This is a genomic window from Hydrogenovibrio halophilus DSM 15072, assembly GCF_000384235.1.
Taxonomy (GTDB): domain Bacteria; phylum Pseudomonadota; class Gammaproteobacteria; order Thiomicrospirales; family Thiomicrospiraceae; genus Hydrogenovibrio; species Hydrogenovibrio halophilus.
Genome location: NZ_KB913033.1, coordinates 1,301,244 through 1,326,007, shown reverse-complemented (window position 1 = coordinate 1,326,007; position 24,764 = coordinate 1,301,244). Strand labels below are relative to the sequence as shown.

At 56.8% G+C, this 24,764-nt stretch carries 27 protein-coding genes and 1 riboswitch; of the genes, 16 read left to right on the top strand and 11 right to left on the bottom strand.

Annotation, left to right across the window (positions count from 1 at the left end):
- Positions 1-16 precede the first annotated feature (16 nt).
- On the bottom strand, positions 17-517 hold the full coding sequence (locus A377_RS0106405) for a thioredoxin domain-containing protein (protein WP_033422845.1): 501 nt from the start codon (positions 515-517) through the stop codon (positions 17-19).
- A gap of 244 nt (positions 518-761) precedes the next feature.
- On the opposite strand from A377_RS0106405, the gene A377_RS0106400 reads away from it, so the two are divergent.
- From A377_RS0106400 to A377_RS0106380, 5 genes are all read left to right on the top strand, one after another.
- Entirely contained in the window at positions 762-2,861 is a 2,100-nt protein-coding gene (locus A377_RS0106400) for a GNAT family N-acetyltransferase (protein WP_019895409.1), read from the top strand.
- 77 nt (positions 2,862-2,938) lie between these two features.
- Entirely contained in the window at positions 2,939-3,388 is a 450-nt protein-coding gene (gene exbB / locus A377_RS0106395; protein WP_019895408.1) for a TonB-system energizer ExbB, read from the top strand.
- Complete coding sequence (locus A377_RS0106390; protein ID WP_019895407.1) at positions 3,375-3,758, top strand: biopolymer transporter ExbD; 384 nt, start codon at positions 3,375-3,377, stop codon at positions 3,756-3,758. The genes exbB and A377_RS0106390 overlap by 14 nt, the downstream gene beginning before the upstream one ends.
- Positions 3,759-3,768: 10 nt before the next feature.
- Entirely contained in the window at positions 3,769-4,638 is an 870-nt protein-coding gene (locus A377_RS13205; RefSeq protein ID WP_028485322.1) for an energy transducer TonB, read from the top strand.
- A 108-nt stretch (positions 4,639-4,746) separates the two neighbouring features.
- Entirely contained in the window at positions 4,747-5,043 is a 297-nt protein-coding gene (locus A377_RS0106380) for a sll1863 family stress response protein (RefSeq protein ID WP_019895406.1), read from the top strand.
- Between the two features lie 135 nt (positions 5,044-5,178).
- Here A377_RS0106380 and A377_RS0106375 read toward each other — a convergent pair whose 3' ends face one another.
- From A377_RS0106375 to purU, 3 genes are all read right to left on the bottom strand, one after another.
- Positions 5,179-5,463 (bottom strand): hypothetical protein, encoded by a 285-nt coding sequence (locus A377_RS0106375; protein WP_019895405.1) that lies wholly within the window; start codon positions 5,461-5,463, stop codon positions 5,179-5,181.
- Positions 5,460-5,777 (bottom strand): BrnT family toxin, encoded by a 318-nt coding sequence (locus tag A377_RS0106370; RefSeq protein WP_245546794.1) that lies wholly within the window; start codon positions 5,775-5,777, stop codon positions 5,460-5,462. The genes A377_RS0106375 and A377_RS0106370 overlap by 4 nt, the downstream gene beginning before the upstream one ends.
- Before the next feature lie 65 nt (positions 5,778-5,842).
- Positions 5,843-6,697: a formyltetrahydrofolate deformylase gene (gene purU / locus A377_RS0106365; RefSeq protein WP_019895402.1), complete on the bottom strand. Its 855-nt coding sequence runs from the start codon at positions 6,695-6,697 to the stop codon at positions 5,843-5,845.
- A gap of 118 nt (positions 6,698-6,815) precedes the next feature.
- Between purU and xthA the strand changes: the two genes are divergently transcribed.
- Both xthA and A377_RS12085 read left to right on the top strand, forming a co-directional pair.
- Positions 6,816-7,643, top strand: a complete 828-nt coding sequence (gene xthA, locus A377_RS0106360; RefSeq protein ID WP_019895400.1) for an exodeoxyribonuclease III — start codon at positions 6,816-6,818, stop codon at positions 7,641-7,643.
- 14 nt (positions 7,644-7,657) lie between these two features.
- On the top strand, positions 7,658-8,359 hold the full coding sequence (locus A377_RS12085) for an FAD-binding oxidoreductase (RefSeq protein WP_019895399.1): 702 nt from the start codon (positions 7,658-7,660) through the stop codon (positions 8,357-8,359).
- A gap of 4 nt (positions 8,360-8,363) precedes the next feature.
- On the opposite strand, the gene A377_RS0106350 is transcribed toward A377_RS12085, so the two are convergent.
- From A377_RS0106350 to rdgB, 4 genes are read right to left on the bottom strand one after another with little or no spacing between them, the layout of a single operon-like run.
- Positions 8,364-8,822 carry a hypothetical protein gene (locus A377_RS0106350; RefSeq protein WP_019895398.1) on the bottom strand — a complete coding sequence of 153 codons (459 nt, stop codon included), beginning with the start codon at positions 8,820-8,822 and terminating at the stop codon, positions 8,364-8,366.
- Positions 8,819-9,220, bottom strand: coding sequence for a P-II family nitrogen regulator (locus A377_RS0106345; protein WP_019895397.1), 402 nt, complete (start codon positions 9,218-9,220; stop codon positions 8,819-8,821). Before A377_RS0106345 ends, A377_RS0106350 begins: the two co-directional genes overlap by 4 nt.
- Positions 9,217-10,977: a DUF1538 domain-containing protein gene (locus tag A377_RS0106340; RefSeq protein WP_019895396.1), complete on the bottom strand. Its 1,761-nt coding sequence runs from the start codon at positions 10,975-10,977 to the stop codon at positions 9,217-9,219. Before A377_RS0106340 ends, A377_RS0106345 begins: the two co-directional genes overlap by 4 nt.
- Before the next feature lie 12 nt (positions 10,978-10,989).
- Positions 10,990-11,634, bottom strand: coding sequence for an RdgB/HAM1 family non-canonical purine NTP pyrophosphatase (gene rdgB / locus A377_RS0106335; RefSeq protein ID WP_019895395.1), 645 nt, complete (start codon positions 11,632-11,634; stop codon positions 10,990-10,992).
- A gap of 85 nt (positions 11,635-11,719) precedes the next feature.
- On the opposite strand from rdgB, the gene A377_RS0106330 reads away from it, so the two are divergent.
- The 6 genes from A377_RS0106330 (at position 11,720) to A377_RS0106305 (ending at position 18,006) form a co-directional block, all read left to right on the top strand.
- Positions 11,720-12,589: a YicC/YloC family endoribonuclease gene (locus tag A377_RS0106330; protein WP_019895394.1), complete on the top strand. Its 870-nt coding sequence runs from the start codon at positions 11,720-11,722 to the stop codon at positions 12,587-12,589.
- A 156-nt stretch (positions 12,590-12,745) separates the two neighbouring features.
- Positions 12,746-12,961 (top strand): hypothetical protein, encoded by a 216-nt coding sequence (locus A377_RS0106325; protein ID WP_019895393.1) that lies wholly within the window; start codon positions 12,746-12,748, stop codon positions 12,959-12,961.
- Positions 12,962-13,094: 133 nt separating this feature from the next.
- The gene (locus tag A377_RS0106320; RefSeq protein WP_019895392.1) at positions 13,095-15,623 is read left to right on the top strand and encodes a penicillin-binding protein 1A; all 2,529 of its coding nucleotides are present in this window, start codon (positions 13,095-13,097) and stop codon (positions 15,621-15,623) included.
- A 61-nt stretch (positions 15,624-15,684) separates the two neighbouring features.
- On the top strand, positions 15,685-16,563 hold the full coding sequence (locus tag A377_RS0106315; protein WP_019895390.1) for a fructosamine kinase family protein: 879 nt from the start codon (positions 15,685-15,687) through the stop codon (positions 16,561-16,563).
- A gap of 62 nt (positions 16,564-16,625) precedes the next feature.
- Positions 16,626-17,273: an adenylate kinase gene (gene adk, locus A377_RS0106310; protein ID WP_019895388.1), complete on the top strand. Its 648-nt coding sequence runs from the start codon at positions 16,626-16,628 to the stop codon at positions 17,271-17,273.
- Positions 17,274-17,391: 118 nt separating this feature from the next.
- Complete coding sequence (locus A377_RS0106305) at positions 17,392-18,006, top strand: FMN-dependent NADH-azoreductase (RefSeq protein ID WP_019895387.1); 615 nt, start codon at positions 17,392-17,394, stop codon at positions 18,004-18,006.
- Positions 18,007-18,063: 57 nt separating this feature from the next.
- Here the strand turns inward: A377_RS0106305 and A377_RS0106300 are convergent, their stop codons facing one another.
- The 3 genes from A377_RS0106300 to A377_RS0106290 form a co-directional block, all read right to left on the bottom strand.
- On the bottom strand, positions 18,064-18,399 hold the full coding sequence (locus tag A377_RS0106300) for a type II toxin-antitoxin system PemK/MazF family toxin (protein ID WP_028485320.1): 336 nt from the start codon (positions 18,397-18,399) through the stop codon (positions 18,064-18,066).
- Positions 18,380-18,637: a hypothetical protein gene (locus A377_RS0106295; protein ID WP_019895385.1), complete on the bottom strand. Its 258-nt coding sequence runs from the start codon at positions 18,635-18,637 to the stop codon at positions 18,380-18,382. The genes A377_RS0106300 and A377_RS0106295 overlap by 20 nt, the downstream gene beginning before the upstream one ends.
- A 119-nt stretch (positions 18,638-18,756) precedes the next feature.
- Positions 18,757-20,202 carry a magnesium transporter gene (locus A377_RS0106290; protein ID WP_019895383.1) on the bottom strand — a complete coding sequence of 482 codons (1,446 nt, stop codon included), beginning with the start codon at positions 20,200-20,202 and terminating at the stop codon, positions 18,757-18,759.
- A 233-nt stretch (positions 20,203-20,435) separates the two neighbouring features.
- Here A377_RS0106290 and rimK point away from each other — a divergent pair, with 233 nt between their 5' ends.
- The 3 genes from rimK (at position 20,436) to A377_RS0106275 (ending at position 24,762) form a co-directional block, all read left to right on the top strand.
- Positions 20,436-21,341 carry a 30S ribosomal protein S6--L-glutamate ligase gene (gene rimK / locus A377_RS0106285; RefSeq protein WP_019895382.1) on the top strand — a complete coding sequence of 302 codons (906 nt, stop codon included), beginning with the start codon at positions 20,436-20,438 and terminating at the stop codon, positions 21,339-21,341.
- Complete coding sequence (locus A377_RS0106280; RefSeq protein WP_019895381.1) at positions 21,342-22,409, top strand: succinylglutamate desuccinylase/aspartoacylase family protein; 1,068 nt, start codon at positions 21,342-21,344, stop codon at positions 22,407-22,409.
- Between the two features lie 77 nt (positions 22,410-22,486).
- Positions 22,487-22,593: riboswitch (TPP riboswitch) on the top strand.
- Positions 22,594-22,680: 87 nt separating this feature from the next.
- A complete protein-coding gene (locus A377_RS0106275) occupies positions 22,681-24,762 on the top strand; it encodes a TonB-dependent receptor (protein WP_019895379.1) in 2,082 nt (693 codons plus the stop codon).
- Positions 24,763-24,764 lie beyond the last annotated feature (2 nt).

Sequence of the window (24,764 nt, the reverse complement as noted above, 5' to 3'; positions counted from 1 at the left end):
CCCGTTTAAAGCCCGGTTAAAAATCCAGGCGCTTGCTCTGGCCCATGGCCTGCAGGCCCTGATTGACCATTTTCTTGATCCGATGCGGCACATACTCATAGGCCCCCGCGGTTTCCATGCGCTCACTGACTTCCTCACCGGAGGGGTCCAGCGTGATCAGGGTCGGGTATTTGCTGATGTTGTACCAGTCCGCCAGCGTCTGTTTGCTGACCGGCTCGCCATAAAAATCGATCACCTCTCCCCCGGAGTTGAGGGTGACTTCAAGCATCACTGCGTAGCCGTCCAGCAGGCCGTTTTCCACCACCGGCAAAATCGCTTCCTCTTTCAAGGTGCCGGAGCCGCCGCCGTGCAAACGGGTAAACAGCAGCATGACCGGATGCCCGGTCTGCGCGGCCTGTTGCCCAATGGCCTCAAGGTTCTGCGCTTGCTGCAACTGCCAGGCATCCAGCCTCTGCGTTTCGGATTGCGCCTGCGTACTCACAAAAAACCCCATCAGAGTCAGTCCAATCAAAGCCACCCAGAACCGGCCTGACAGGTTTTGCCAAGTGTTTTTACGATTTTTGCTATAGTGTCCACTTCGATTGTTCAACCGGTTTGACTGTGCCATGCCTGCAACCCCTTCCACTGACCCAGGATTCTCCCAAGGATACTTTCATGGTACGGATTTTCTGCAAGGCTGCCAAACCCTTTTTCAAGGCTTGCACCAGCGGCGTCATCGCGCCCTCATCCGAGTTCAGGGCACGCCCCAATGGCGCTCGGAAGTGATCGATGCTTTGCTCACGCCCTGGCGCGAAGCCGGAGGCAAAGGCCTGCGCATTGGCCCACCCCCTGCGCACGAATCCGAATACCTTACCCACCGATCCGCTTCCCAGCTCAAGCAATCACTGGGGCAGGAAACCGATTTTGCCGTACTGGACCTGCAACACGGGATTGAGGCCGAAGCCCTGGCCATTGTCAGCGGCATGATCCGCGCCGGCGGCGTTTGTCTGCTGGGATTGCCACCTCAGGACTCGAACGAACCCAATCCGGCGATGCGTCCTTTTATCAGTCATGGCCAAGGCCCGGAAAACCATGGTTTTGTGCAATGGCTGCAAACCCCGACAACCAGCGCTTTGACCCTGACCCAGATGCCCGGTCAGAATCGTTTGCCTTCCTGGCCGGACAATTGGCCGCACGACTTGGGATTGTCATCGACCCAAACCGCACCGGCCCGCCAGCCCGCCAAATTCACCGAGCAGGGCTTTACCCCGGAACAGGCCAGGGTGTACCAGACCATTGAAACCGTGGCCACCGGCCACCGCAAACGGCCCTTGATCATCGAAGCGCCCAGAGGACGCGGCAAATCAACTTTGCTGGGGCTGGCCTGCTGGCAATTATGGCAGCGCGGCAAAACCCGACTGGTGATCAGCGCGGCCAGACCGGCCCAGATTCACCAGGCCTGGTCATTTTTGCAACAGCAACCGGGCTGTGCGGAAACGGGTCCGCATACGCTCAGCTGGCCCCACCCGCAAACTGGCCAAACCCATCGGCTGCATTACCAGCCGCCGGATGCGCTGTTGGCAAACACAGACGCTGCCCCGCCGGATCTGCTGCTGATTGACGAAGCCGCGCACCTGTCGCAACCGTTGCTCTGGCGCTTGTTTCAGCGCTACCCCAGAGTGGTCGCGGCCACCACCACCGAAGGCTATGAAGGTTCGGGACGCGGCTTTGTGCTCAAACTGCTGCCGCGTCTTCGACAGACGTTTGACCGAGTATATCACCAGCGCCTGCAAGCCCCGATACGCTGGGCGCCCGGCGACCCGCTGGAACAGACGATCAACGATCTGCTGTGCCTTGGCGACGCAAACGAGCCGGGCGCCCCCGTCAACCCAAGCGACGCACCGTCACACCCAAGCCACCCCAGTCACCAAACCACGGCATGCGAACCCCATTACCAGGCCTGGTCGATTCCGACATTGTTGCAAGCGCCCGACCACTTACGCCAGATCATGGCGCTGCTGGGACAGGCGCATTACCAGCACCGCCCCAATGATTTGATGCGACTGCTGTCGTTGCCCCAGCAAGCGCTCTGGACGCTGGAAATGGATCGGACCGTGCTCGGCGTGCTCTGGGCATTGCCCGAAGGCCAATTGCCGCCACACCAGCCCGGTCGCCGTTTTCAGGGCCATCTGGTCGCGCAAAAACTGGCCCAGATCAACTGGGACGATCACTGGCAAACCGCCGACAGCTGGCGCATTCAGCGATTGGCCATTGCGCCGGACTGGCAAAACCACGGGCTGGGCAGCGCCTTGCTGCAACGGTTTGTGCAAAGCGCTGACGCCCAAAACAAGGCCTATCTGAGCACCAGTTTCGGCGCCACCCCCGAATTGCTGCGATTCTGGAAACGGCATGGGTTTGCGCCCCAGCATCTGGGATTAAAACAGGATCACGCCAGCGGGCGGCACTCGGTGATGATGGTTCGGCCCGTTTCCGACAATGCGACCCCAAGCCACCAAAGCGCGCAAACCCGCTTTTATCGCGAACTCAGCTGGCAATTGGCCGGTCCTTTGAACGATCTGGACCCGGCGTTGCTGCCCGCGCTCTGGGCCGGAAACACACCAGACGCCGCATTCGACCACGACACAGTGATTAAGGCGTATCTGCAAGGCCGACCGTTTGAAAGCTGCGCGCTGGCCCTGCGTGACTGGACACTGGCGCAACTGAGCCTTGGCACCCTGACCGAACTTTCGCCGATGGCGCAGGCCTGGTTAAAAAAGGGGGTGCAACACCAGGCCTGGTCAAAAGTGGTCTCCGCCAGCCCCTGCAATAGCCGCAAAAGTCTGGAGCAACAATGGAAAAACTGGTTCAAAGAACGGTTTTAGGCCATTGGCACATTTAAAACATCACTGGTATTGATTACAATAATCATTCTTAACTAAACGCGAAAAAGCGAACGTCTATGGAACTGCTCAAAACCTACCTTGATCCGGTCGTGTTCAGCCTGTTGGGCCTGATGGCGTTTATCGCCACCTGGTTCACACTGGAACGCATTCTGTTTTACCGCCAGTTGGCGCTGGACACCTACACCCATCCGGCCACCCTGCACGTGGACCTGACCCGCAACCTCACCCTGATTTCAACGGTCGGTGCCAACGCGCCCTATGTCGGGCTGCTGGGAACGGTACTGGGCATTCTGGTCACCTTTTACGATCTGGGCATGTCGCAAAGCATCGACACCGGCCAGATCATGGTGGGGCTGGCGATGGCGCTCAAAGCCACCGCCGGCGGCATTGCCGTCGCCATTCCCAGCATCATGGCCTACAACCTGCTGATGCGTCAGGTGGACGTCAAAATGGGCCATTTCAAGGCCATGACCGCAGAGGAACGGAGTCGGCATGAAACGCTTTGACGACATCAACGTCATTCCCCTGATTGATGTGATGCTGGTGCTGCTGGCCGTGGTCCTGACCACCGCCAGCTTCATTGTCACCGATTCGCTGGACATCACACTGCCCGAAACGGAGCACACCGAAAGTTACACCCCGCCGGAGACCGATCCGGTGCATCTGGCCATTGATGCCCAGGGCGCGCTGTTTTTTGACGAAACGCCTTTGCCATTTGACGATCTCAACGCCCGTCTGCAACCGCTTGATGCCGAGACCCCACTGGTGGTCAAGGTTGACCAAAAAGCCGAATTCGGCCACTTTATCCGCCTGGTGGACCTGCTCAAATCGCACGACCTGTCCAACCTGACATTTTTAACCGAAAACACGCCCTGACGCGTTCACCATGCAGAACCGGACCTTCAAAGCCTTTGTCGGCACAGCCTTACTTTACGCCATGATCACGGCGCTGATCCTGTGGACGACATGGCCACCGCAGACAACCGATCACACAGCCGCACGGGAAGTGCCGGTCGAACTCAGCATGTTTGAAACCCCAACCGACACCGCCGAACCAGAGCCAGAACCAGAGCCAAAGCCGGAACCCAAATCAGAACCCAAATCAGAACCCAAATCAGAGCCCAAATCAGAGCCCAAATCAGAGCCCAAATCAGAGCCCAAACCGGAACCCAAGCCAGAACCCAAGCCAGAGCCCAAACCGGAGCCCAAGCCAGAACCCAAACCGGAACCCAAGCCAGAGCCCAAACCGGAACCCAAGCCGGAGCCCAAACCGGAGCCCAAACCGGAGCCCAACCCAGAACCCAAACCGGAACCCAAGCCAGAGCCCAAACCGGAACCCAAGCCAGAGCCCAAGCCGGAACCCAAGCCAGAGTCCAAGCCGGACACCGCCCCCAAACCTGTGCCCAAAGCCTCGGTGCCCAAACCACCGGCCGTCTCCCAGGCCGACATCGACGCCGCCGAACAGCGTTACCTCAACCAGCTCAACCAGACCCTGGCCAAACTGGCGCAGGACGTATACCCGCGCCGGGCGCAAAGACGCCGAATGCAGGGCGAGGTCATGCTAAGTTTCACCATTCATCGAAACGGCCGCATCAGCGATTTGCAAATCGTGGAAAGCAGCGGTCACCGACCGCTCGACGATGCCGCGCGGGAAATCCTGCAACAGCGCCTGAAAATGCGTTTCAAACCGTTTTTCAAAGACATCCAAAGACAAAGCTGGCGCCTGAGCGTCCCCATCCAGTTCCAGCTGCGCTAAAAAGCCCCGTCGCCACCCGCTGTTGACAGTCCGCATTCACATAGGCTTAATGGAAAGAGAGGATTGCCACTATGTGGCCTTTGGACATCCCAAACCAGGAGAGATGCAATGGACAAGAAAGAAGCCTATGAGCAAAAGCTGCAAGCCCAACTGGATGAGTGGCGCGCAGAAATTGACCAGCTGAAAGCCAAAGCTAAAATGGCCGAAGCGGAGAAAAAAATCGAATACGAGCAAAAAATCGAAGAACTGGAAGCGTCGCAGGAAAAAGCCCGGGAAAAACTGCAGGAAGTGCAAAATTCAAGCTCCGACGCCTGGGAAGACATCAAGGACGGCGCAAACAGCGCATTTGAATCATTGAAAGCCGCCATGCAAAAAGCAAAATCCAGATTCAGTAAAAACAACTAACCCGTCAAAAACAGGAAAGCCGAGAGGGCACCATTGCTCTGAGCGCTTTCCTGTCGTCCGACTTGGAAGAAGGCGCTTTGCCTTCACTCAAAGCAAGCATTTTTCAACAGGCAAGGCCTGTAAACATAACCAACTCTAACGAGAGTCTGTCAGGCTGCCAGAGGCGTATTTGTGCAAAATACTGGCAATGAGGGTTTGGTAAGGCATCCCTTCTTGCATCGCTTTTCGCTGCAGCGCTTCCAAGTCACGCTGAGCGATACGAATATTAATGCGTTTGTCTTTCTTAACGCTGGCGTTTGCGGATTCAACCAACGTGGATTTTCTTTGTTCCGTTAGAACTGACTCATATTCATTGGCATTGAATGCCTCTAAAACGGCTGTTTCCTCTTCCTCTAACATTTCGCCATTCTCGTGTGTCATGACCTTTCTCCTAAATACCGCTTTCGAGCTTTTCGGCTTGGAATGATGGTTTTGAGAAAGAACTCTTCCTCATTCTCGACATAGGGCACCAGGTAAGCATACCCATCCAATTCAATGACCATGATTCTCTGTTCAGGGTATTTCTGATTATTGGGATGAATCAAGTCATCCAACAATTTTCCTTGCTGAACAGCAAAAACCACATCTTCAAAGCAGATGCGGCGTTCTTGAATTAACCGGCGATTCTTGTCTGGATTCCAGTTAAATTGTTTTGTCATACTTTTGATACTAGCAAAGTGTCTGCCTTTTGTCATCAGAAATAACAAACGCCTGCTTCAAAAAATGAGGCTCATAGTTTACGGACAAGATATCCAGCACGTTACGCAAACACCACCGTTTTATTGCCGTGGATCAGCACCCGGTCTTCCAGATGGTAGCGCAGGCCGCGGGAAAGGACGGTTTTTTCCACATCCCGGCCCTGACGACGCATGTCGTCAATGGTGTGTGAATGCGATACACGGATCACGTCCTGCTCAATAATAGGACCGGCATCCAGCTCTTCGGTCACATAATGGCAGGTGGCGCCGATCAGCTTGACCCCGCGCTCGTACGCCTGATGATAGGGCTTGGCACCGACAAAGGACGGCAAAAAACTGTGGTGGATATTGATCACCCGCCCGGCGTAATCGGCACACATCTGCGGCGGCAGTATCTGCATGTAACGCGCCAGCACAATCACATCCACCTCGTATTCGGCCACCAGCGCTTCGGCCCGGGCAAACGCTTCCGGCTTGGTTTCCGGCGTGACCGGAACGTGATGAAACGGCACCTCGTACCACTGCGCCATCTGCTCCAGATCGGGATGATTGGCGATCACGCAGGCAATGTCGCCGGGCAGGTTTTCGTCATGCCAGCGATAAAGCAGATCCGCCAGGCAATGCGATTCCCTGGACGCAAACAGCGCGATCTTTTTGGGGCGTGCCGAATCGGTGATCTGCCATTGCATTTCAAAATCCCGGGCAATGGCCTCAAAACCCTGCTTGAAGCCGTCCAGATCATTGTTCAACGATTCGGCCAGAATTTCGTGACGCATGAAAAACCAGCGGTTGACCGAATCGGTGTGATGATTGGCCTCGATGATGGAGCCGCCCTGCTCGGCAATGAACCCGGCCACTTTGGCGACGATCCCGACCTGATCGGGGCATGAAATAATCAAACGAAACACACGGCTCATGGCAATTCCTTATTTATGGTTAAAGGCATTTTAGCATTGTGGTTGTGAACCGTCATGTGCCTGAATGTGACAACGGGCTCTGGTATAATCATTTTTTATTTAGCTGAGCCATTTCCTTATGAAAATCGTCTCATTCAATGTCAACAGCGTGCGCATGCGTCTGCATCAGCTGGATGCGCTCAAAGCCGAACTGCATCCGGCCATCATCGGTCTGCAGGAAACCAAGGTCCAGGACCATGAATTTCCGGTTCAGGACCTGGAAAAACTGGGGTATCAGGCTGTGTTTATGGGCCAGAAAACCCATTACGGCGTGGCCCTGCTGTTCGATCCGGATCAGGTGCAGCTGGTCGATTACCAGTACGGCTGGGATCACGACACGGACGAAGCGCAAAAACGCATGATCATCGGTCGCTTTGAAACCCCCGGCGGCGAAACGCTCAAGGTATTGAACGGCTATTTCCCGCAGGGCGAAAACCGCAAACATCCGACCAAATTTCCGGCCAAGGAAAAGTTCTATCAGGACCTGATGGACTATCTCAACCAGGCCTGTTCGCCCGAGGACAATGTGATTGTGATGGGCGACTTCAATATTTCGCCGGAAGACAGAGACATCGGCATTGGCGAACAGAACCGCAAACGCTGGCTGCGCGATGGCAAAGCCAGCTTTTTGCCCGAAGAGCGCGAATGGTGGCAGACGCTGATCGGCTGGGGGCTGAAAGATTCGTTCCGTCAGATTCACCCGGACGAAGACCGCACTTTCAGCTGGTTTGATTACCGCTCCCGTGGTTTTCAGGCCGAGCCCAAGCGCGGCCTGCGCATTGACACCCTGCTGGCGACACCAGGCCTGGTCAAAAAGGCCACCGACAGCGGCGTCTGCTACGACATTCGCGGCATGGAAAAACCGTCCGACCACGCGCCGGTCTGGACCGACTTTGCACTGAAATAAAGGACCAACGCCTCATGGCTTTAAGCACCCCCCATCTGCAGGACATGACACTGGTTCGTCGTCAGTCTTTGACCGACGACACCTGCAAACTGTTTTTGCAGCCATCCGAACCGTTTCACTATCGTGGCGGTCAGTATGTGATGCTGGGATTCAATGACACCGAACTCAAACCCTTTTCCATAGCGGCGGCACATCATCAGGACGACCTGATCGAATTGCACATCCGTGATCACGAACAAAGCGCCTGGATGCAGCAGCTTTTCGCATTGGAACCGGGAGCGGCCTTGCGGGTCAAAGGCCCCAACGACCAGTACCATCTGGACGCCGAAGCGGTCAAGGCGGAGACCTTTTCCCCGATCATTCTGATCGCCGGCGGCACCGGCTTTGCGCCGATGAAAGCGGTGCTGGACGAATTGCTGGCACTGGAAACGCATCCGCCCATTGTCTTTTACTGGGGCGCCCGCACCCGCAAGGATCTGTATGACCACGAACGCATGCTTCAGTTGGCCGACACGCACACCTTGTTGCACTACACCCCAGTGCTATCGGAAGAAAAGGATTCGGATTTTTACACCGGACTGGTGCATCAGCAAGTACTGGCTGACCGGCCCGACCTGAGCGGCTGCCGGGTACTGGTGTGCGGGCCCTGGCCCATGCAGGAAGCGGCCAAAGCCGATTTTGTCGCCGCCGGGCTCGACGAAACCCTGTTTAACTGAGAATTTATTCGTTCTTGGCCAGAATTTTGAGCTGTTCGATCTGTTCATCATCCAGACCGGCTTCGTGTCCCTGTTCGGGGTCTTTCAGCACACTGACCGCCAGCCCGTCCTGCGGCAGCAACGGCAGAGTGTATTCGGTGCATCGGGGCAGATCGTGCTGGTAGACGTACACCCCTTCGCGTGAAGCCACTTCGGCCAAGTCATACACCTGGGAAAACACCGTTTCAGCGTCATCCAGACGCACCACCAGCCGCAGAAAATCCATTTCTTCCCAGCTCTGTCCGGCCATGGTGGACTGGGCATTGCGCACCGACACATATTCCGATGCCATCACCTGGTCGGCAGGCAGCGACTCAAGGATCCGCTTGGATTCGCCCCGCCCCACCACAGCGCCAATCAGCTTGGCATGCAGCAACGGTGGCAAACGCTTTTTGCTTTGTGAAGAGGAATGCGGCTCACTCATAGAATTTCCTGACGCTTGTTTTTGGCGACCACCCGGTCTTTTTCAATCCGTTCCAATACACTGGGCGGAATGTAGGCCGCGGCCTTGTCCAGCGGGGTGACAAACATGATCCCCATGCCCGGTGTGTCCAACTGACCGGCTTCAAACATTTCGGCGAACACCTCTTCTTCCTGCTGTCTGGACACCATGATCTGAATCACTTCCTTTTCCGCTTCCACGGTGATGCTGAGCAGTCCCAGACGCTCGCGCACCCCGGCCCCCCGGCCATAATGAATCGACGCGCCCTGAGCCCCGGCCGAACGCGCGGCGGCCACCACCTCTTCGCCCTTGCCCTTTTGCACCATGCAGGTAATCAGCGACACACCGGTCAGGATGGTCATTTCCTTTTCTGCGCTCATGGCTTCACACTCCCTTGTTGATAGCTTTGTTCCTGCGCCTTTTCCTGTTTCAAGCGCCGACGCTCCCGCAGGAACAGACGCAAACGAATCGCCAGACCGGTCAGCTGCACCGAAATGATCGGCCCGATGGAGGCCATGGCCAAAATCCCAAAGCCTTCGATCGCGCCCACGGCCAAGCCCAGCCCCAGCCCCATGGCCAGCACCAGCGGCACCGTCACCGGCCCGGTCGTCACCCCGGCGCTGTCCCAGGCCACGTTCACGTATTCTTCTGTCGACAGCAGCGTCAGTCCCAGCGCGAACAGATACGTCGGAATCAACAGCCAGGCCAGCGGCCAGTCAAAAATGATTTTGGCCACGCCGACAGCAATGCCAATGCCCACCCCGACGGCCACAGCGGTCATCAGGGTTTTCTTTTTAAACGCGCCATTGGTCAGACTTTCCACCGTCATCCCCAACGCATTCAGCGCCGGTTCGGCCACGGTCGCGCCAAAGCCCAGCAAAAACGCAAACAGCAGCGTGATCGCAATGCCCAGGCTGAACCAGTAAAACGGCGATTCGTCCACGCCGTCCATTTGCGTGAACGCCGCCGGAATCATGGAACCGGCCTGACCACCCAGTTTGGCCAGGCCATAAGTCAGCCCCAGATTGAAAATGATCATGCCCACGATTGCAAAGCCCAGCCCCAGCATCACCACCTTGCTGTCACGCATTTTTTCACGCAGCAAAAACGTCAGTACCAGTCCCAGAAACAGAATCAGCGGCACAATCGCACGCACCCCGCCAAGGATTTCCGCGGTCGGCGTCTTTTGATACCAGCTCGGATCGGCGGTCTGGATGTTTCTGGCCTGTTCCAGAATTTCCGGCACCGTCATCGCCGACTGCACATACAACCCCAGCAGCAACACCGCCATGATCGGAAACAAAGAAGCCAGGGTCACAATCCCGAAGCCGGACAAGGATTGATCGCCACTGCCCGCAGACGAAGCAATGCCGATGCCCAGCGCCAGCACCAACGGCACCGTCACCGGCCCGGTGGTCACCGCGCCACTGTCCCAGGCCAGGCCAATGACCTTGATCAGTTCCGGGTCCAGCGACACATACACGGTCAGCGCCAGCACCGGCAGGACCGTGGCAAAAATCATCGGCTTCAGGCTCCAGTTGTAAAGAAAGCGCAAGGTGCCGAGCAACGCTGCCAGCCCCACACCGGCTCCCACCACCAGTACCAGCCGCTCGGCATAAAAATTGAGCATCGCGTACAAATAGGGCGCGTCCTCCGGGACCACATTGGAACCGGCCTCCTTCAGCGCCCCGATGGCCGGTTCGGCAAAGGTCACCCCAATCCCCAGAATAAAGGCAATGCCCAGCACCACCGGCAGCGTCGATTTCTGCGGCAGCTTGTTACCGATGGTCTCGCCAAACGGCATCAACCCCAGGCGCAGCCCCTCCATAAACAGCATCAGGCCAATCACCACGGCCATCAACCCGGCGGTAATGACCCCGGCATCCACCACATGCTGGCGCAAAATGATCATCTGGAACAGGGCCAGATACAGCGCCAGAGGCAAAACCGCGCGCAACTGATCGCCAATGCGGTCGCTCAAATACGGTTTGAGCAACCGATAAGCGTCCATCGGCGTAATCCGGAATTTGCTGTATGCGGCCTCCGGCGAGCGGGTCAGCTCGCTGTAGGCAATGACCCGGGTATCAAACCGTTCTCGCTGCACCACCTCGTGGTAGGGGATTTTCCTGTTTTCCATAATCAGACCAAATTAAATGTTCGAATCGGTTGTGTCCGGGTGGGAGGCAAGCTGTTTCAGCAGCGCCTGGGTGGCCTGAGCGCGATGACTGAGCCGGTTTTTGCTGGCTTTCGACAATTCCGCCACCGAGCATTGCTGATCGGGCAACCAGATCAAAGGGTCATAGCCAAAACCGCCCTCGCCGCGAGGGTGCGTCAGCACCTCGCCACACCACTGCCCCAGTCCGATGCGCGGCACCGGATCTCTGGCATGACGCACCCAGACCATCGCGCAATAATAGCAAGCCTGGCGTTTTTCCGGTGGCTCCTCAGACAGGGCGTCCAGCAATTTTTCGTTGTTGACCGCATCGCTGGCTGGCTGGCCACGAAAGCCTTCACCGAAGCGAGCCGAAAAAATGCCCGGTTCGCCAGCCAGTGCGGCCACTTCCAGCCCCGAGTCATCGGCCATGGCGGGCAGTCCGGTTTTTTCCGCCGCAAACCGCGCCTTGATCAGCGCATTTTCAATGAACGACAGGCCGGTTTCTTCGGCCTGCTCGCTGAAAAAGTCATTCTGAGGGCGCAACGTCACCCCGAGTGGGGTCAGTAACGACTGCATTTCTGCCAGTTTGCCGGGATTGCCCGTGGCCAGCACCCATTCGCTCACATCGTGTTCCGCCATAAAGAAACGCCCAATTTCAATTTACATCGTTTTACTTAAGCGGCACAATTATAGCAAACCCAACGCAGCAAAAGGTTTCAACCCCATGAAAAGTATGACCGCCTACACCCACCGCACTTTCCAGGACAACTGGGGCGAAATCGTCTGGACCTTGCGCAGCGTCAATCATCGCTACCTCGAAACCCAATACCAGCTGCCGCCCGAAACCGCCTTTGCCGAACCGGCCCTGCGCGACCTGGTCAAACAGCACCTTGCCCGTGGACGGCTCAGCCTCACCCTGCAACTGCAACCCGCCAACCGACAGGACAGCCTGCAACTGGATCGCGGCCTGCTTTCCCAGCTCAGCCACAACCTTGAACAGATTCAACACAGCCTGCGCGACGCCGGTCAGGTTGACCCGGTGGCACTGCTGAAATGGCCAGGCCTGGTCAAAGAATCCGCATTCGGCGACCTCAAGCCCGAACAGTTCAAGCGTCGATTGCAAGACACACTGAAAGAAGCGCTGATCGAGCATGTGCAGACCCGAACACGCGAAGGCGTGGCTCTGAAAAACGGACTGATGCAACGCCTGGACCAGGCTCGGGCCGAGGTCAAACAGGCGCAATCCAAAATGCCCCAGATTCGCCAGCAGAGCCAACAGAAACTCAAACAGAGATTTGAAAGCACGTCTCTGGATGTCAGCGCCGAACGGCTGGCACAGGAGGCCGCACTGCTGATTCAGAAAATGGACATTGATGAAGAAATCGACCGCCTCAACGCGCATCTAACCGAAGTCAAACGAGTCATGGACAGCGACGGCCCGGTGGGACGCCGACTGGACTTTCTGATGCAGGAACTCAACCGCGAAGCCAACACCATTGCCTCCAAATCCCCGGCCACCGAGATCAGCCAGATCAGCATCGAACTCAAAGTGCTGATCGAACAGATGCGCGAGCAGATTCAGAACATTGAGTAAATGCATGTTGCGCCTGCTGACGGGGGCAGGACACAATTACGCCATATTGAGAACCGGTTTATTGATCCGGATCAAGTTTGGTAATTGAATTTTTTCTGAAAGCTGAGTATAGTTTTGACGTGTTGTTATTTTCACAACAAAGTCTGAGGAAAGCACATGAATAATTTTATTAAATTGCTAGGGGTTTTGGTGGTCACTGTGGTGATCCCGTTGGTCATTGTGCTGGGTATCTGGGCAAACATCTTGCCACAGTCCTTGCAGGTTTACATTTCGGTCGCGGCCGTGGTCGCCTCCATTGTGTTCATTGTGGGCGGCAACCTGTATCTGATGTGGAGCGACATCAAAACCGGTCGTTATTCCAAGCGTTCGTAACCCTGCAACGCATCGGCTCAAACAGAACCCGGCACCCGCCGGGTTTTTTGTGTCCGTTCAACAACTGTGATTCTGCCACCAGATTGCATATAATAACGTCTTTGTTTTCACAGGATGAGCTGGCAGCCGTCTCATGAGTCATTCCGACCCCAATCCCGACCCACGCATTGATCTGACCCGACTGGCGGATTCGTCCGCGCCATCCCCTTCGGAAAACACGGGGGCCCCAACGGAGCCGCCGTCTACGCCGCCGGAAAAGGAAGACACGGAGAAAGACCAAAAGCAAGATCAGAAAAAAGATCCCGGGCGTCGTCGCAGACGTCGCCGGATCATCTGGGCCGCGCTGATACTGTGCTTTGTGGTACCACCGCTGGTGGTGGGCGCGTATGTCTGGACACTGCTGCCAACCCTGCCCGATCCGCGTGATCTCAAAGACGTCACCTACAAAGTCCCTTTGCGCATCGAAACCCAGGACGGCCAACTGATCACCGAAATCGGCACCCAGAAACGCCTGCCTCTCGACTACAACGAAATTCCGCCGCTGATGACCCAAGCGATCATTTCCGCCGAAGACGACAACTTTTTCGAGCACGGCGGCGTGGATTACATGGGGATTGCCCGCGCGGTGTTCGAGCTGATCACCACCGGCAGCAAACAGTCCGGCGGCTCTACCATCACCATGCAGGTGGCGCGCAACTTCTTTCTGTCGCGGGAACGCACGTTTTTGCGCAAGTTCAATGAAATCGTGCTGTCCTACAAAATCGAACACTATCTGAGCAAACAGGAAATTCTGGCGCTGTACCTGAACAAGATTTTTCTGGGCTATCGCTCATACGGCGCTGCGGCCGCCGCACAAACCTATTACGGCAAACCCATCGACGAACTCGCCCTGAACGAATACGCGATGATCGCCGGCCTACCCAAAGCCCCTTCGCACTACAATCCCATTTACGACCCGGAAAGGGCCATGATCCGGCGCAATTACGTGCTGCGCCAGATGCACAAGAACGGCTACATCACCGACGAACAGTTTGAGACCGCCAAAGCCACGCCGGTGCACGCCAAACTGACCGGGGCCCGCATTGACATCGAAGCCGGCTACATTGCCGAACTGGCCCGGCGCTTTGCGCTGGAACAATTCGGCGAACAGGCGCTGGAAAACGGCCTGACCATTGTCACCACCGTTGACAGTCAGCTCCAGGGCGTTGCCAACCAGGCATTGCGTCAGGGACTTCAGGCTTATGAACGCCGCCACGGTTATCGCGGCCCCAGCGACCACCTGTCACCCAGCCAGATGAGCGATCAGAATGCCCTGCTGGAACGACTGGATGAGATGCCTGTTTACGGGGACCTGTTGGCCGCCGCCGTCACCGCCACCGGCGAAGACAGCGCCGAATTGCTACTGGAAAACGGCGAGTCCACCACCCTGTCGCTGGAAGACCTGAGCTGGGCCAAACCCTTCATCAGCGTCAACAAAACAGGTTCAAAACCGGAAGCCATGAATGACGTCTTGTCTTCCGGCGATCTGATGTACGTGCATCAACGAGATCAACGCTGGCAGCTGGCGCAAAACCCGAAAGTGGAAGGCGCGCTGATTTCCGTCAACGCCCGTACCGGCGCCATTCAGGCGCTGGTGGGCGGTTACGATTATTTCAAAAGCAAATACAACCGGGTCACTCAGGCCAAGCGTCAGGTCGGCTCCAACATCAAACCCTTTTTGTATTCCAGCGCCCTGGAAGAAGGCATGACGGTCGCCACCGTGATCAACGACGCGCCCGTGGTCTTTCAGGACCGCAACCTGGAAGCCACCTGGAAGCCGGAGAACTATTCCGGTCGTTTTTACGGGCCCACACGCCTGCGCAAGGCGCTGGCCTATTCGCGCAATCTGGTCTCAATCCGGCTGTTGCAGCGCATTGGCGTCAACGCCGCAGCCGATTACTTCCGCCGTTTCGGCTTTCCGGAACCGGCACTGGACGCCAGCCGCAATTTGTCGCTGGCGCTGGGCACCGTTCAACTCACCCCGCAGGAAGTCGTGCGCGGCTATGCCACCTTTGCCAACGGCGGTTACCGGATCGAGCCTTATCTGATCGACCGGGTACGCGACTTCAATGGCGATCTGATCTATCAGGCCAATCCCAAAACCGCTTGCCAATACCAGTGCGAAGACAACGACCCCGCCTATGCACCGCGCACCATCACCCCGCAGAATGCCTATCTGGTCACCTCGATGATGCAGGACGTGATTGCCTATGGCTCCGGGCGCAAGGCCAAGCAGCTGGGACGCGACGACATTGCCGGCAAAACCGGCACCACCAACAATCAGGTGGACGCCTGGTTCTCAGGCTTCAACCCGCACATTGCCACCACCGTGTGGGTCGGATTTGACAGCCCGACCAGTTTGGGTCGCTCGGAAGTCGGCGGGCGCGCGGCGCTGCCGATCTGGATCGACTACATGAAGGCAGCGCTCGAACCTTATGCCAATACGCCGATCCCCACGCCACCAGGCCTGGTCAATATTCCGATTGATCCCAATACCGGACAGGCCGTGCCCGCCGACACGCCAGGGGCCGTGTTTGAAATTTTCCGCGAAGACAACGCGCCCGAAATCCCCAGCGTGGAAGCCACAGAGATGGAAAAGATCACCCAGGAACTGTTTCAATAACCCATAGGCGAAACACGCCCTAACGGAAACAACCGATCGCTGGAATGAGAAAAGGAGCTTTATGGATTGGCAGACACTGAACGCGCCGCTTTCCGAGGCACTGGGCCAATCGGTTCAGATCACTTCCGCCTCGCCGGTGTCCGGCGGCGACATCCATCAGGCCGCCCATCTGCACACGCCGGTCGGCGATTTTTTCGTCAAGCTCAACCACGCCGATCAATTGCCACTGTTTGAAACCGAGGCCGAAAGCCTCAACCGGCTTCAGGCCACCGGCAGCATCCAGACCCCGAAAGTGATCGCCGTCGGCTGCCAAAACAACCAGGCCTGGTTGATTTTGAACTGGCTACCCATGCGCGCACAGGGCGACGATTATCAGCGCGGCAAGGATCTGGCCCTGCTCCACCATCAGGTCAACCCCAGCGGCGATTTCGGCTGGCATCAGGACAATTACATCGGCCACACCCTTCAGCCCAATGGCTGGGACACCGACTGGGTGCGCTTTTATGGCCAGAATCGGCTGCGCCATCAGATCAACCTGGCACTAGAAGCCGGCGGCACCCAACAACTCGACCAGCTGGGACAACGCCTGATCGACCAGCTGGACGGCTTTTTCAGCCACTACCAGCCCGAACCCTCCCCTTTACACGGCGACCTCTGGGCCGGTAACAGCGCCTTTGACCAGGACGGCGACCCGGTGTTTTTTGACCCGGCCAGCTACTACGGCGACCGCGAAGCCGACATCGCCATGACCGAACTCTTTGGCGGCTACAGCGCCGATTTTTACCGTGGCTACAACGAAGTGTTTCCGCTGGACGCCGGTTACCAGCAGCGCAAACCGTTGTACAACCTGTACCATGTGCTCAACCACTTCAACCTGTTCGGCGGGCATTACCAGCGTCAGGCGCTTTCGATGATGCAAACCCTGCTGGATCAGTCGTAGGCTGTCGGCCGCCAGATTTGATACACTTTCACCAAAACGTAAACGAGCTAAAAGGACGAACCATGAAACTGATTCTTTTGGGCGCACCCGGCGCCGGCAAAGGCACTCAAGCCCAATTTCTGACCGATACCTTCGACATCCCGCAGATTTCCACCGGCGACATGCTGCGTGCGGCAATCAAGGCTGGCACCGAACTGGGCAAAAAAGCCAAAGCCTTTATGGACGAAGGCAAACTGGTCACCGACGACATCATCATCGGACTGGTCAAAGACCGCATTGCCGAGCCCGACTGCGAAAACGGCTTTCTGCTCGACGGCTTCCCCCGCACCGTGCCTCAGGCCGACGCCCTCAAGGCCGCTGGCGTCAGCATTGATGCCGTAGTCGAAATCGACGTCCCGGATGAAACCATTGTCGAGCGCATGGCCGGACGCCGCGTTCACCCAAATTCCGGACGTACCTACCACCTGAAATACAACCCGCCCGCAACCGACGGTAAGGACGATCAGACCGGCGAAGAGCTGATCCAGCGCGACGACGACAAACCCGAGGTGGTCAAAGACCGCCTCAGCGTCTATCACGACCAGACCGCGCCATTGGTCGAATACTACCAGAGCGAATCACGCTCCAATGCCGACTTGGTGTACATCCGCGTTGACGGCACCCAGCCGATCGATCAGGTGCAGAAAGACATCCTTGACGGTTTGAAATAAGCCGTCCCGCGCCAGACTGTTGCCCGTGCGGCAACGGTCTTTTCCACATACCCCCCTCGGATTTTCCCCTTCGTTTCGCTACACTGAAAGAGTCTTTCAATAACCGAAGGTGTATCAAATGAAATTACTCCAACTGGATGCCAGCGCTTTAAGCCAAGGCTCGCACACCAAAACCCTGACCCATTATTTTCACCAGGCCTGGTCAAAAGCCGGTTTTGACACCATTGAACAGGTCGATTTCGCCCAAAACCCGCCGCCACACATGACCGAACCCATGATCGGTGCCTATTTCACCCGCCCGGAAAAACGCAGTGACGAACAAAAACAAACGCTGGCGCTGTCCGATCACTACCTGAACCAACTCAAAGCCGCCGACGTACTGCTGATCGGTTCTCCCATGTACAATTTCACGATTGCCTCCACGCTCAAAGCCTGGCTGGATCACATCATGCGCGTGGGCGAAGCCTTTGTCTACACCGAAAACGGTCCTCAGGGTCTGCTGGAAAACAAGCGCGCGGTGGTCATCACCGCCTCCGGCGGTGACTACACCCAGCCGCCCATGGATGCGATGGATTTTAATGGCACTTACCTCAAAACCGCCCTCGCATTCATCGGCATCGAAGACGTCACCGTGATCCAGCTGCCCAGCATGGCCGCAGACGAAGCCACCCAAAACGCAGGCGAAGAAAAAGCCAGAAAACAAGTGGACGAATGGCTGGCCAATTTTGGCTAGCCGTCTTTAAGAGTCCTTTAAAAAAGATTCACCCGGCTTGTACTCAAGCGCCAGCGATCACAACACCAGCTGGCACAAGCTTTGGGTCAGTATCTGGTACTCTTCCTTTGACACTTTTGCCAGAGAAGTTTTGACCCGGTCTTTTGAGAGTGATCGGATCTCATTGATGCACGCATCCGAATCCTGTAGCAGATCCTGCCTTGCGGGAATGCGGAATCGATAAGGCAAAGCGTTGTCTTCCAGGCAGGTGGAAAGCGGCATGACCATAATGGTCGGCAAAATCTCATTATCCAGCTCATCGCTGATCACGACCGCCGGACGATACTTGCCCATTTCTGCCCCTTTTGCCGGGTTAAAGTTGACCAAAACAATCTCACCTCTGGTCAATACCATCCGCCATCCCTCCTTCTTCTATCGGGTCATCCGCTTGAGCCTTGGCAACGCGCTGCAGCAGTTGAGATTTTTTCCGGTTTTCATAGGACTGCAAGAAGGGAAGAAAACTTTCCGCCAAATGCGCCGGAACAAAAAAACCCACCTCGTTTTTTTTGCGTGCGTCCACAAGATGCACCACATCGTCCCATTCCGTTAAGCGATTTGCTTGACGTAAATCTGCCAGAGTCGCTTCAATCATTGCCACACTCCATTTTGACAAACTGTTTTGTCCAATCAACTATACAAGCCAATCCCATAAAAGGCAAAACTCACCAGGCCTGGTCAAAAACAGGGTTCCAGCGGCCTGAATTCAGACCGTTAAACGGTCAGGATCAGCAGGGTTGCGAGGCCGAGGAAGGACATAAACCCTACCACGTCGGTAACGGTGGTCAGGATCACCGCGCCCGACAGCGCGGGGTCAATGCCCATGCGCTTGAGCATGAGCGGCACCGAAATCCCCGCCACATTGGCCACGGTCATATTGATCAATATCGCCAGTCCGATCACCAGCGTGATCATCACGTCTTCAAACCAGAGCTGGGCGACAATGGCGACCACGGAACCCCAGATGAAGCCGCCGATCATGCCGACCCAGAGTTCTTTCTGCATCAACCACCAGCGGTTGTTGCCGCCGATCTGGCCCATGGCCATGCCCCGAATCACCACGGTCAGTGTCTGACTGCCGGCAATGCCGCCCATGCTAGCGACCACGGGCATCAGCACCGCCAGCGCCACCACCTGTGACAACACGGCTTCGAATTGCCCGATCACCCAAGCGGCCAGAAACGCGGTGGCCAGATTGATGCCCAGCCACACGCCACGGCTTTTGGCGCTGGATCGAATCGGCGCGAACAGCTCGTCTTCTTCCTTGACCCCAGACATGCCCAGCAAGGTGGCGTCGGAGTCGTCCCGGGTCAGTTCCATAATCTGCTGACTGTTGAGCTGGCCGACCAGCACCCCGGCTTCGTTGATCACGGGCACAAAGTTCAGTTCCTTGGAACGCAACAGAGTGGCCGCTTCGTGCGTGTCCATGCTGTCGGTCACATAAGTGGGCATGTACATAAACTGATCCACGCTGGCCTCTTGCGGCTGCTTGACCAGATCCACCAGACTCAACGATCCCACCAGATGATTGTCCGCGTCCGTGACCATCAGTTCCTGCGATTGCTCATCCAGCAAATGGTTGATGCGCACAAAGCGCTGAACCGTTTCCAGAGTCACGTCCTGTTTGACATTGGTGGTACCCGGGTCCATATAGCGCCCGACCTGATTGTCCGCATAGCCCTGCAGGGTTTCAACGTGATCGCGCACCTGCTCGTCCAGGCTTTCGATCACCGCCTCTTTGACCTCGGGGGTCACGGTTTCCAACAGTTCGGTGACGTCCTCCGGAGGCAGATCCTGAGCCAGCAGGGTCACATCCTCGGCCGGCATTTCCGCCATCAGATTGGCGCGGGCATCGCCCCCGACTTCGGCCAGCACTTCGCCGCGCAAACTCTGGGGCACACACACCCAGATCCGATCCCGGTCCGCCGCCGGAAACGACTCCAGCAACAACGCAATTTCGGTGTCACTGAGGCCGTCCAGAAACGCGCAAACGTCTTTCTGATTTTCCGGATCGGCCAGTATCTGCTGCAACGACAGCAGCAACGATTGGCTGTCAGCCGACGCCTCGGCGGTGGCGTAATCGACCGACGGCGTCTCCGCATTCTGATCAGAGGTTGGATCAGGGTTTGGGTCGGTTGGCGAGTGGTGATCGGCTGTCATGAGCTTCTCCAGAAATACGGACACAAGTGAACGCCATTTTACTGGGTTCCATTGAATCAGACATGATGTTTTATCGTTTTAACGGACAATGACAGAAAACGCTGAAAAATTTGCTGCGCCAACGATTTTTTCCATGTTCTTGCCTGGGTTTGGCGCTACTATAAACCTGTGTGTTGACACACAATCAGACGTGCTTTATTGCACCCTCATGGATCTGTCATTGCTGGAATTTTATGAACATCGCCATTTTATCGCGCAACGCCGAACTCTACTCAACCCGCCGTTTGATCGAAGCCGCCAAAGAACGCGGTCACGAGGTCAAAGTCGTCGACGCCTTGCGCTGCTACATGAACATCACCGCCAACAGCCCCAAAGTGCATTACAAGGGCGAAGTGCTGGACGGGTTTGATGCAATCATCCCCCGCATCGGCGCTTCCGTCACTTTTTACGGCACCGCCGTGTTGCGTCAGTTTGAAATGATGGGCGTCTACCCGCTGAACGAGTCGGTCGCCATCTCACGCTCGCGCGACAAACTGCGCAGTCTGCAGCTGCTTTCACGACGCGGCGTGGGCTTGCCCGTGACCGGCTTTGCTCACTCGCCCGACGACGTCGACGATCTGCTGCAAACCGTCGGTGGCGCACCGGTCGTGATCAAGCTGCTGGAAGGCACCCAGGGCAAAGGCGTGGTATTGGCCGAAACCCATTCTGCCGCCGAATCGGTGATCGAAGCCTTTCAGGGGTTGAAAGCCAACATTCTGGTGCAGGAATTCATCAAAGAAGCCAAGGGCGCGGATCTGCGCTGCTTTGTCATCGGCGGCAAGGTGGTGGCGAGCATGAAACGTCAGGCTAAGGAAGGCGAATTTCGCTCCAATCTGCATCAGGGCGGTTCGGCCACCCTGATCCGCATCACCCCGGAAGAACGGGCCACTGCAGTGCGCGCCGCCAAAATCATGGGCCTCAATGTCTGCGGCGTGGATCTGTTGCGCTCCAACCACGGCCCGGTGGTGATGGAAGTCAATTCCTCACCGGGCATCGAGGGCATTGAAACTGCGACCGGCAAAGACATTGCTGGCCAGATCATCACCTTCATCGAAAAAAACGCCCGCCCCAATAACACCCGCACCAAGGGGAAAGGCTGAATGCCGGTGAGCAAAAACACGCCGTTTCAGATCGGCGGGGTCAGCGTCGCCCCCGGTGAGCGCCAAACCGTCGATTTGCAAATGGGCAAGCTCTATACCCACACCGAGCTCAACATGCCGGTGCAAGTCATCAATGGCCGCCAGAAAGGCCCGGTACTGCTGGTGAGTGCGGCCATTCACGGCGATGAGCTCAATGGCGTGGAAATCATCCGCCGCCTGTTACAGGTCAAATCGCTCAAACGCCTCAAAGGCACGTTGGTGGCGGTGCCGATCGTGAATCTGTACGGTTTTATCAACCAAAGCCGTTATCTGCCCGACCGGCGCGACCTTAATCGCAGTTTTCCCGGTTCGCCCAAAGGCTCACTGGCCGGTCGCATGGCGCATTTTTTCCTGCAGGAAGTGGTCTGTCAGTGCACCCACGGCATTGACCTGCATACCGGCGCGATCAACCGCACCAACCTGCCACAAATCCGTGCCGATCTGGACGACCCGGAAACGCTGGCATTGGCCGAGGCCTTTGGCGCGCCGCTGATGATGAACATGCCGCAGCGCGATGGTTCGCTGCGTTCCGCCGCGGTGAAAAACGGCATCCCCATTTTATTGTACGAAGCCGGCGAAGCCCTGCGTTTTGATGAAATGTCGATCCGGGCCGGTGTGCGCGGCATTCTGAACGTGATGAAATCGCTGGGCATGATCACGCCGCAACGGCGCAAAAAACCCAGTCACCAACCGGTGGTGGCCCGCAGCAGCAGCTGGGTCCGTGCCCCGCAAAGCGGTATTTTTCGCGCACTGGTCAAAGACGGCGAACGGGTGCAGAAAGGCGTCACCCTGATTGGCGTGGTGTCCGACCCCTTCGGCGAAGATCAGGCCGAAATTGTCTCGCCCTACACCGGCATTGTGATCGGCCAGATGATGAGTCCGCTGGTCAATGAAGGCGAGGCACTGTTTCACATTGCCCGGTTTGCGCGCAGCGACCTGGCCGAAGCCCATGTCGAGCGTTTTGCCGATGACATTCAAACCGACGAACAACTGCCTTACGACACCGACGACATCCCCGATTTCCCGTAATTCACGCGCTGACTACGGGTTAGCACCCATTGCCAATCCTGGCCTGGTGAGGCTATAATTCAAATGCGTTTCACAACGCACAAGCCGAGGGGTGGCCGTAACGGCCTGAGATCCATCATTGAGTGGGAACCCTTTAAACCTGATCCAGTTAATACTGGCGTAGGAACAGGCTGCAGCCCATCTCTGTCTCAGTGGATTTCCAGCTTACACAGACGCAGACTCTGCATTTCCCTGTTCCTTTTTCGTGATCCATCGAAAAAAGGAATACACAATGACCTCAACGCATTTTTTACTCAAACCGCTGACCGCCGCCCTGATTGCTCTGATGCCGGCCAGCATGGCCTTTGCGCAAACGGACCCGGATTCCAGCCAAACCCAGCTAACGCCAGTGACCGTGCAAGCCGATCTGCGCCAAAGCGAAGCGGACGACATGGCCACCAGCCTCCACGTTTATGACAGCGTGGATCTGCAGGATCAGGGCGCAAGCCACACCGATGACATTCTGCTGACCACGCCCAATGTCAATGTCTCCAACCAGAACGCACGCGTTCGCCACATCCAGATTCGCGGCATCGGCGCACGCGACGACTATACCGGCGCCCCCAACAGCAGCGTAGGCCTGGCCATTGACGGCATGGACTTCAGCGGTCTGGGCGGGATCGGCAATCTGTTTGACGTCAAGCAGGTCGAAGTCCTGCGCGGCCCGCAAAACACCCGCTACGGACAAGCGGCCATCGCTGGCCTGGTCAACATCCAGACCAACGAACCCACGCCCTATCGGGAAAGCATGGTGGAAACCAGCCTGGGCGAATACGGTCATACCGAAGTGGGTCTGATGACCTCCGGCCCGGTCAGCGACGCCCCGGACGCCAGCCAATACCGCATTGCCGTGTTCAAGCACAAAAGCGACGGGTTTTATGAAAACGACACCCTCAATCGCAACGACACCAACCAGAAAGACGAACTGACCCTGCGCGGCAAATTGCGCGTGTTTGCCAGTGAGGACACCACCATTGACCTCAGCCTGCTGCACGCCAATTTCGATAACGGCTATGACGCCTGGGCCAAGGACAACACCTTCACCACCCTGTCCAATCAGCCGGGCGAAGACAATCAAAGATCCAACGCCGGATCGGTCAAAGTGACGCACACCGGGGCCGAAGCATTTGACCTGATCTCCACCACCAGCCTGACCAATTCCGACATCGACTATGGCTACGACTACGACTGGGACACGGACGACTTTTTCTTCGACAACCAGAAACACCATCGTCAGTGGACCCAGGACTTGCGACTGGTTTCTTCCAAGCCAGTCACACTTGGGGAGCAATCGTTTGACTGGTTGGCGGGGGTGTATGCCTCGGGCATGGCGGAAAGCAATGACACCCTGAGTGTGTATTACGGCGAAGAACGCGGCCAGTCAGATTACGACCACCAGAAACTGGCGGCCTACACTCAGATCGATCAGGCGTTGACTTCGCGCGACACGCTTTCCTATGCGCTGCGGGTGGAAACCAGTCGTCAGGATTTTACGCTCGACAAGGTGTCTTACGGCACCCCCGTCAGCAACGACTTTGACACAGATGAAACGCTCTGGGGCGGCTCTTTGGCCTATGCCCGCAACCTGACCCAAAGCCTGACCGGTTACGCCTCCGTCACCCGCGGTTTCAAGGCCGGTGGCTTTAACACCGGCAGCAATGTCACTGACCCCGATCAACTATGGTACGACGCCGAAACCCTGTGGAACTATGAAACCGGGATCAAAGCCGACTGGCTGGACAAGGCCCTTCACACTGACGTGACCGCCTTCTATATGGATCGCGACAACCCGCAAATGGACGGCTACACTTACCTGGGCGCAGAATACGTCTTCTACAAGGAAAATCTGGATTCGGCCAAAAACTACGGTCTGGAAGCCCGCTTTGATTGGCAAATGACGCCGCAATGGCAAACCTTCGGCTCGCTGGGGCTGCTCTACACCGACGTCGAAGGCACGCCGCTGAACAGTTCGCTGGAAGTCTCCGGTCGCGATCAGTCGCACGCGCCCAACTACCAGTTTCAGATCGGGGCACAGTACCGTCATGGCAGTGGCTTTTTTGCCCGTGCCGACATGCGTGGCCTGGACAGCTTTTACTTTGACAATGTCCACAATGCCCGTTCCGAGGCTTATCAGTTGTACAATGCCCGCATCGGCTTTGAGGCCAAAGATTGGGAAGTCTATGCCTGGGGCAAAAACCTGACCGACGAGCGTTACGCCACCCGCGGCTTTTACAACGCCTTTTCACAGAATCAGACCTATATTCGCCTGGGCGACCCAAGACAATTCGGCTTGACCGCCCGTGTGTATTTTTAAGG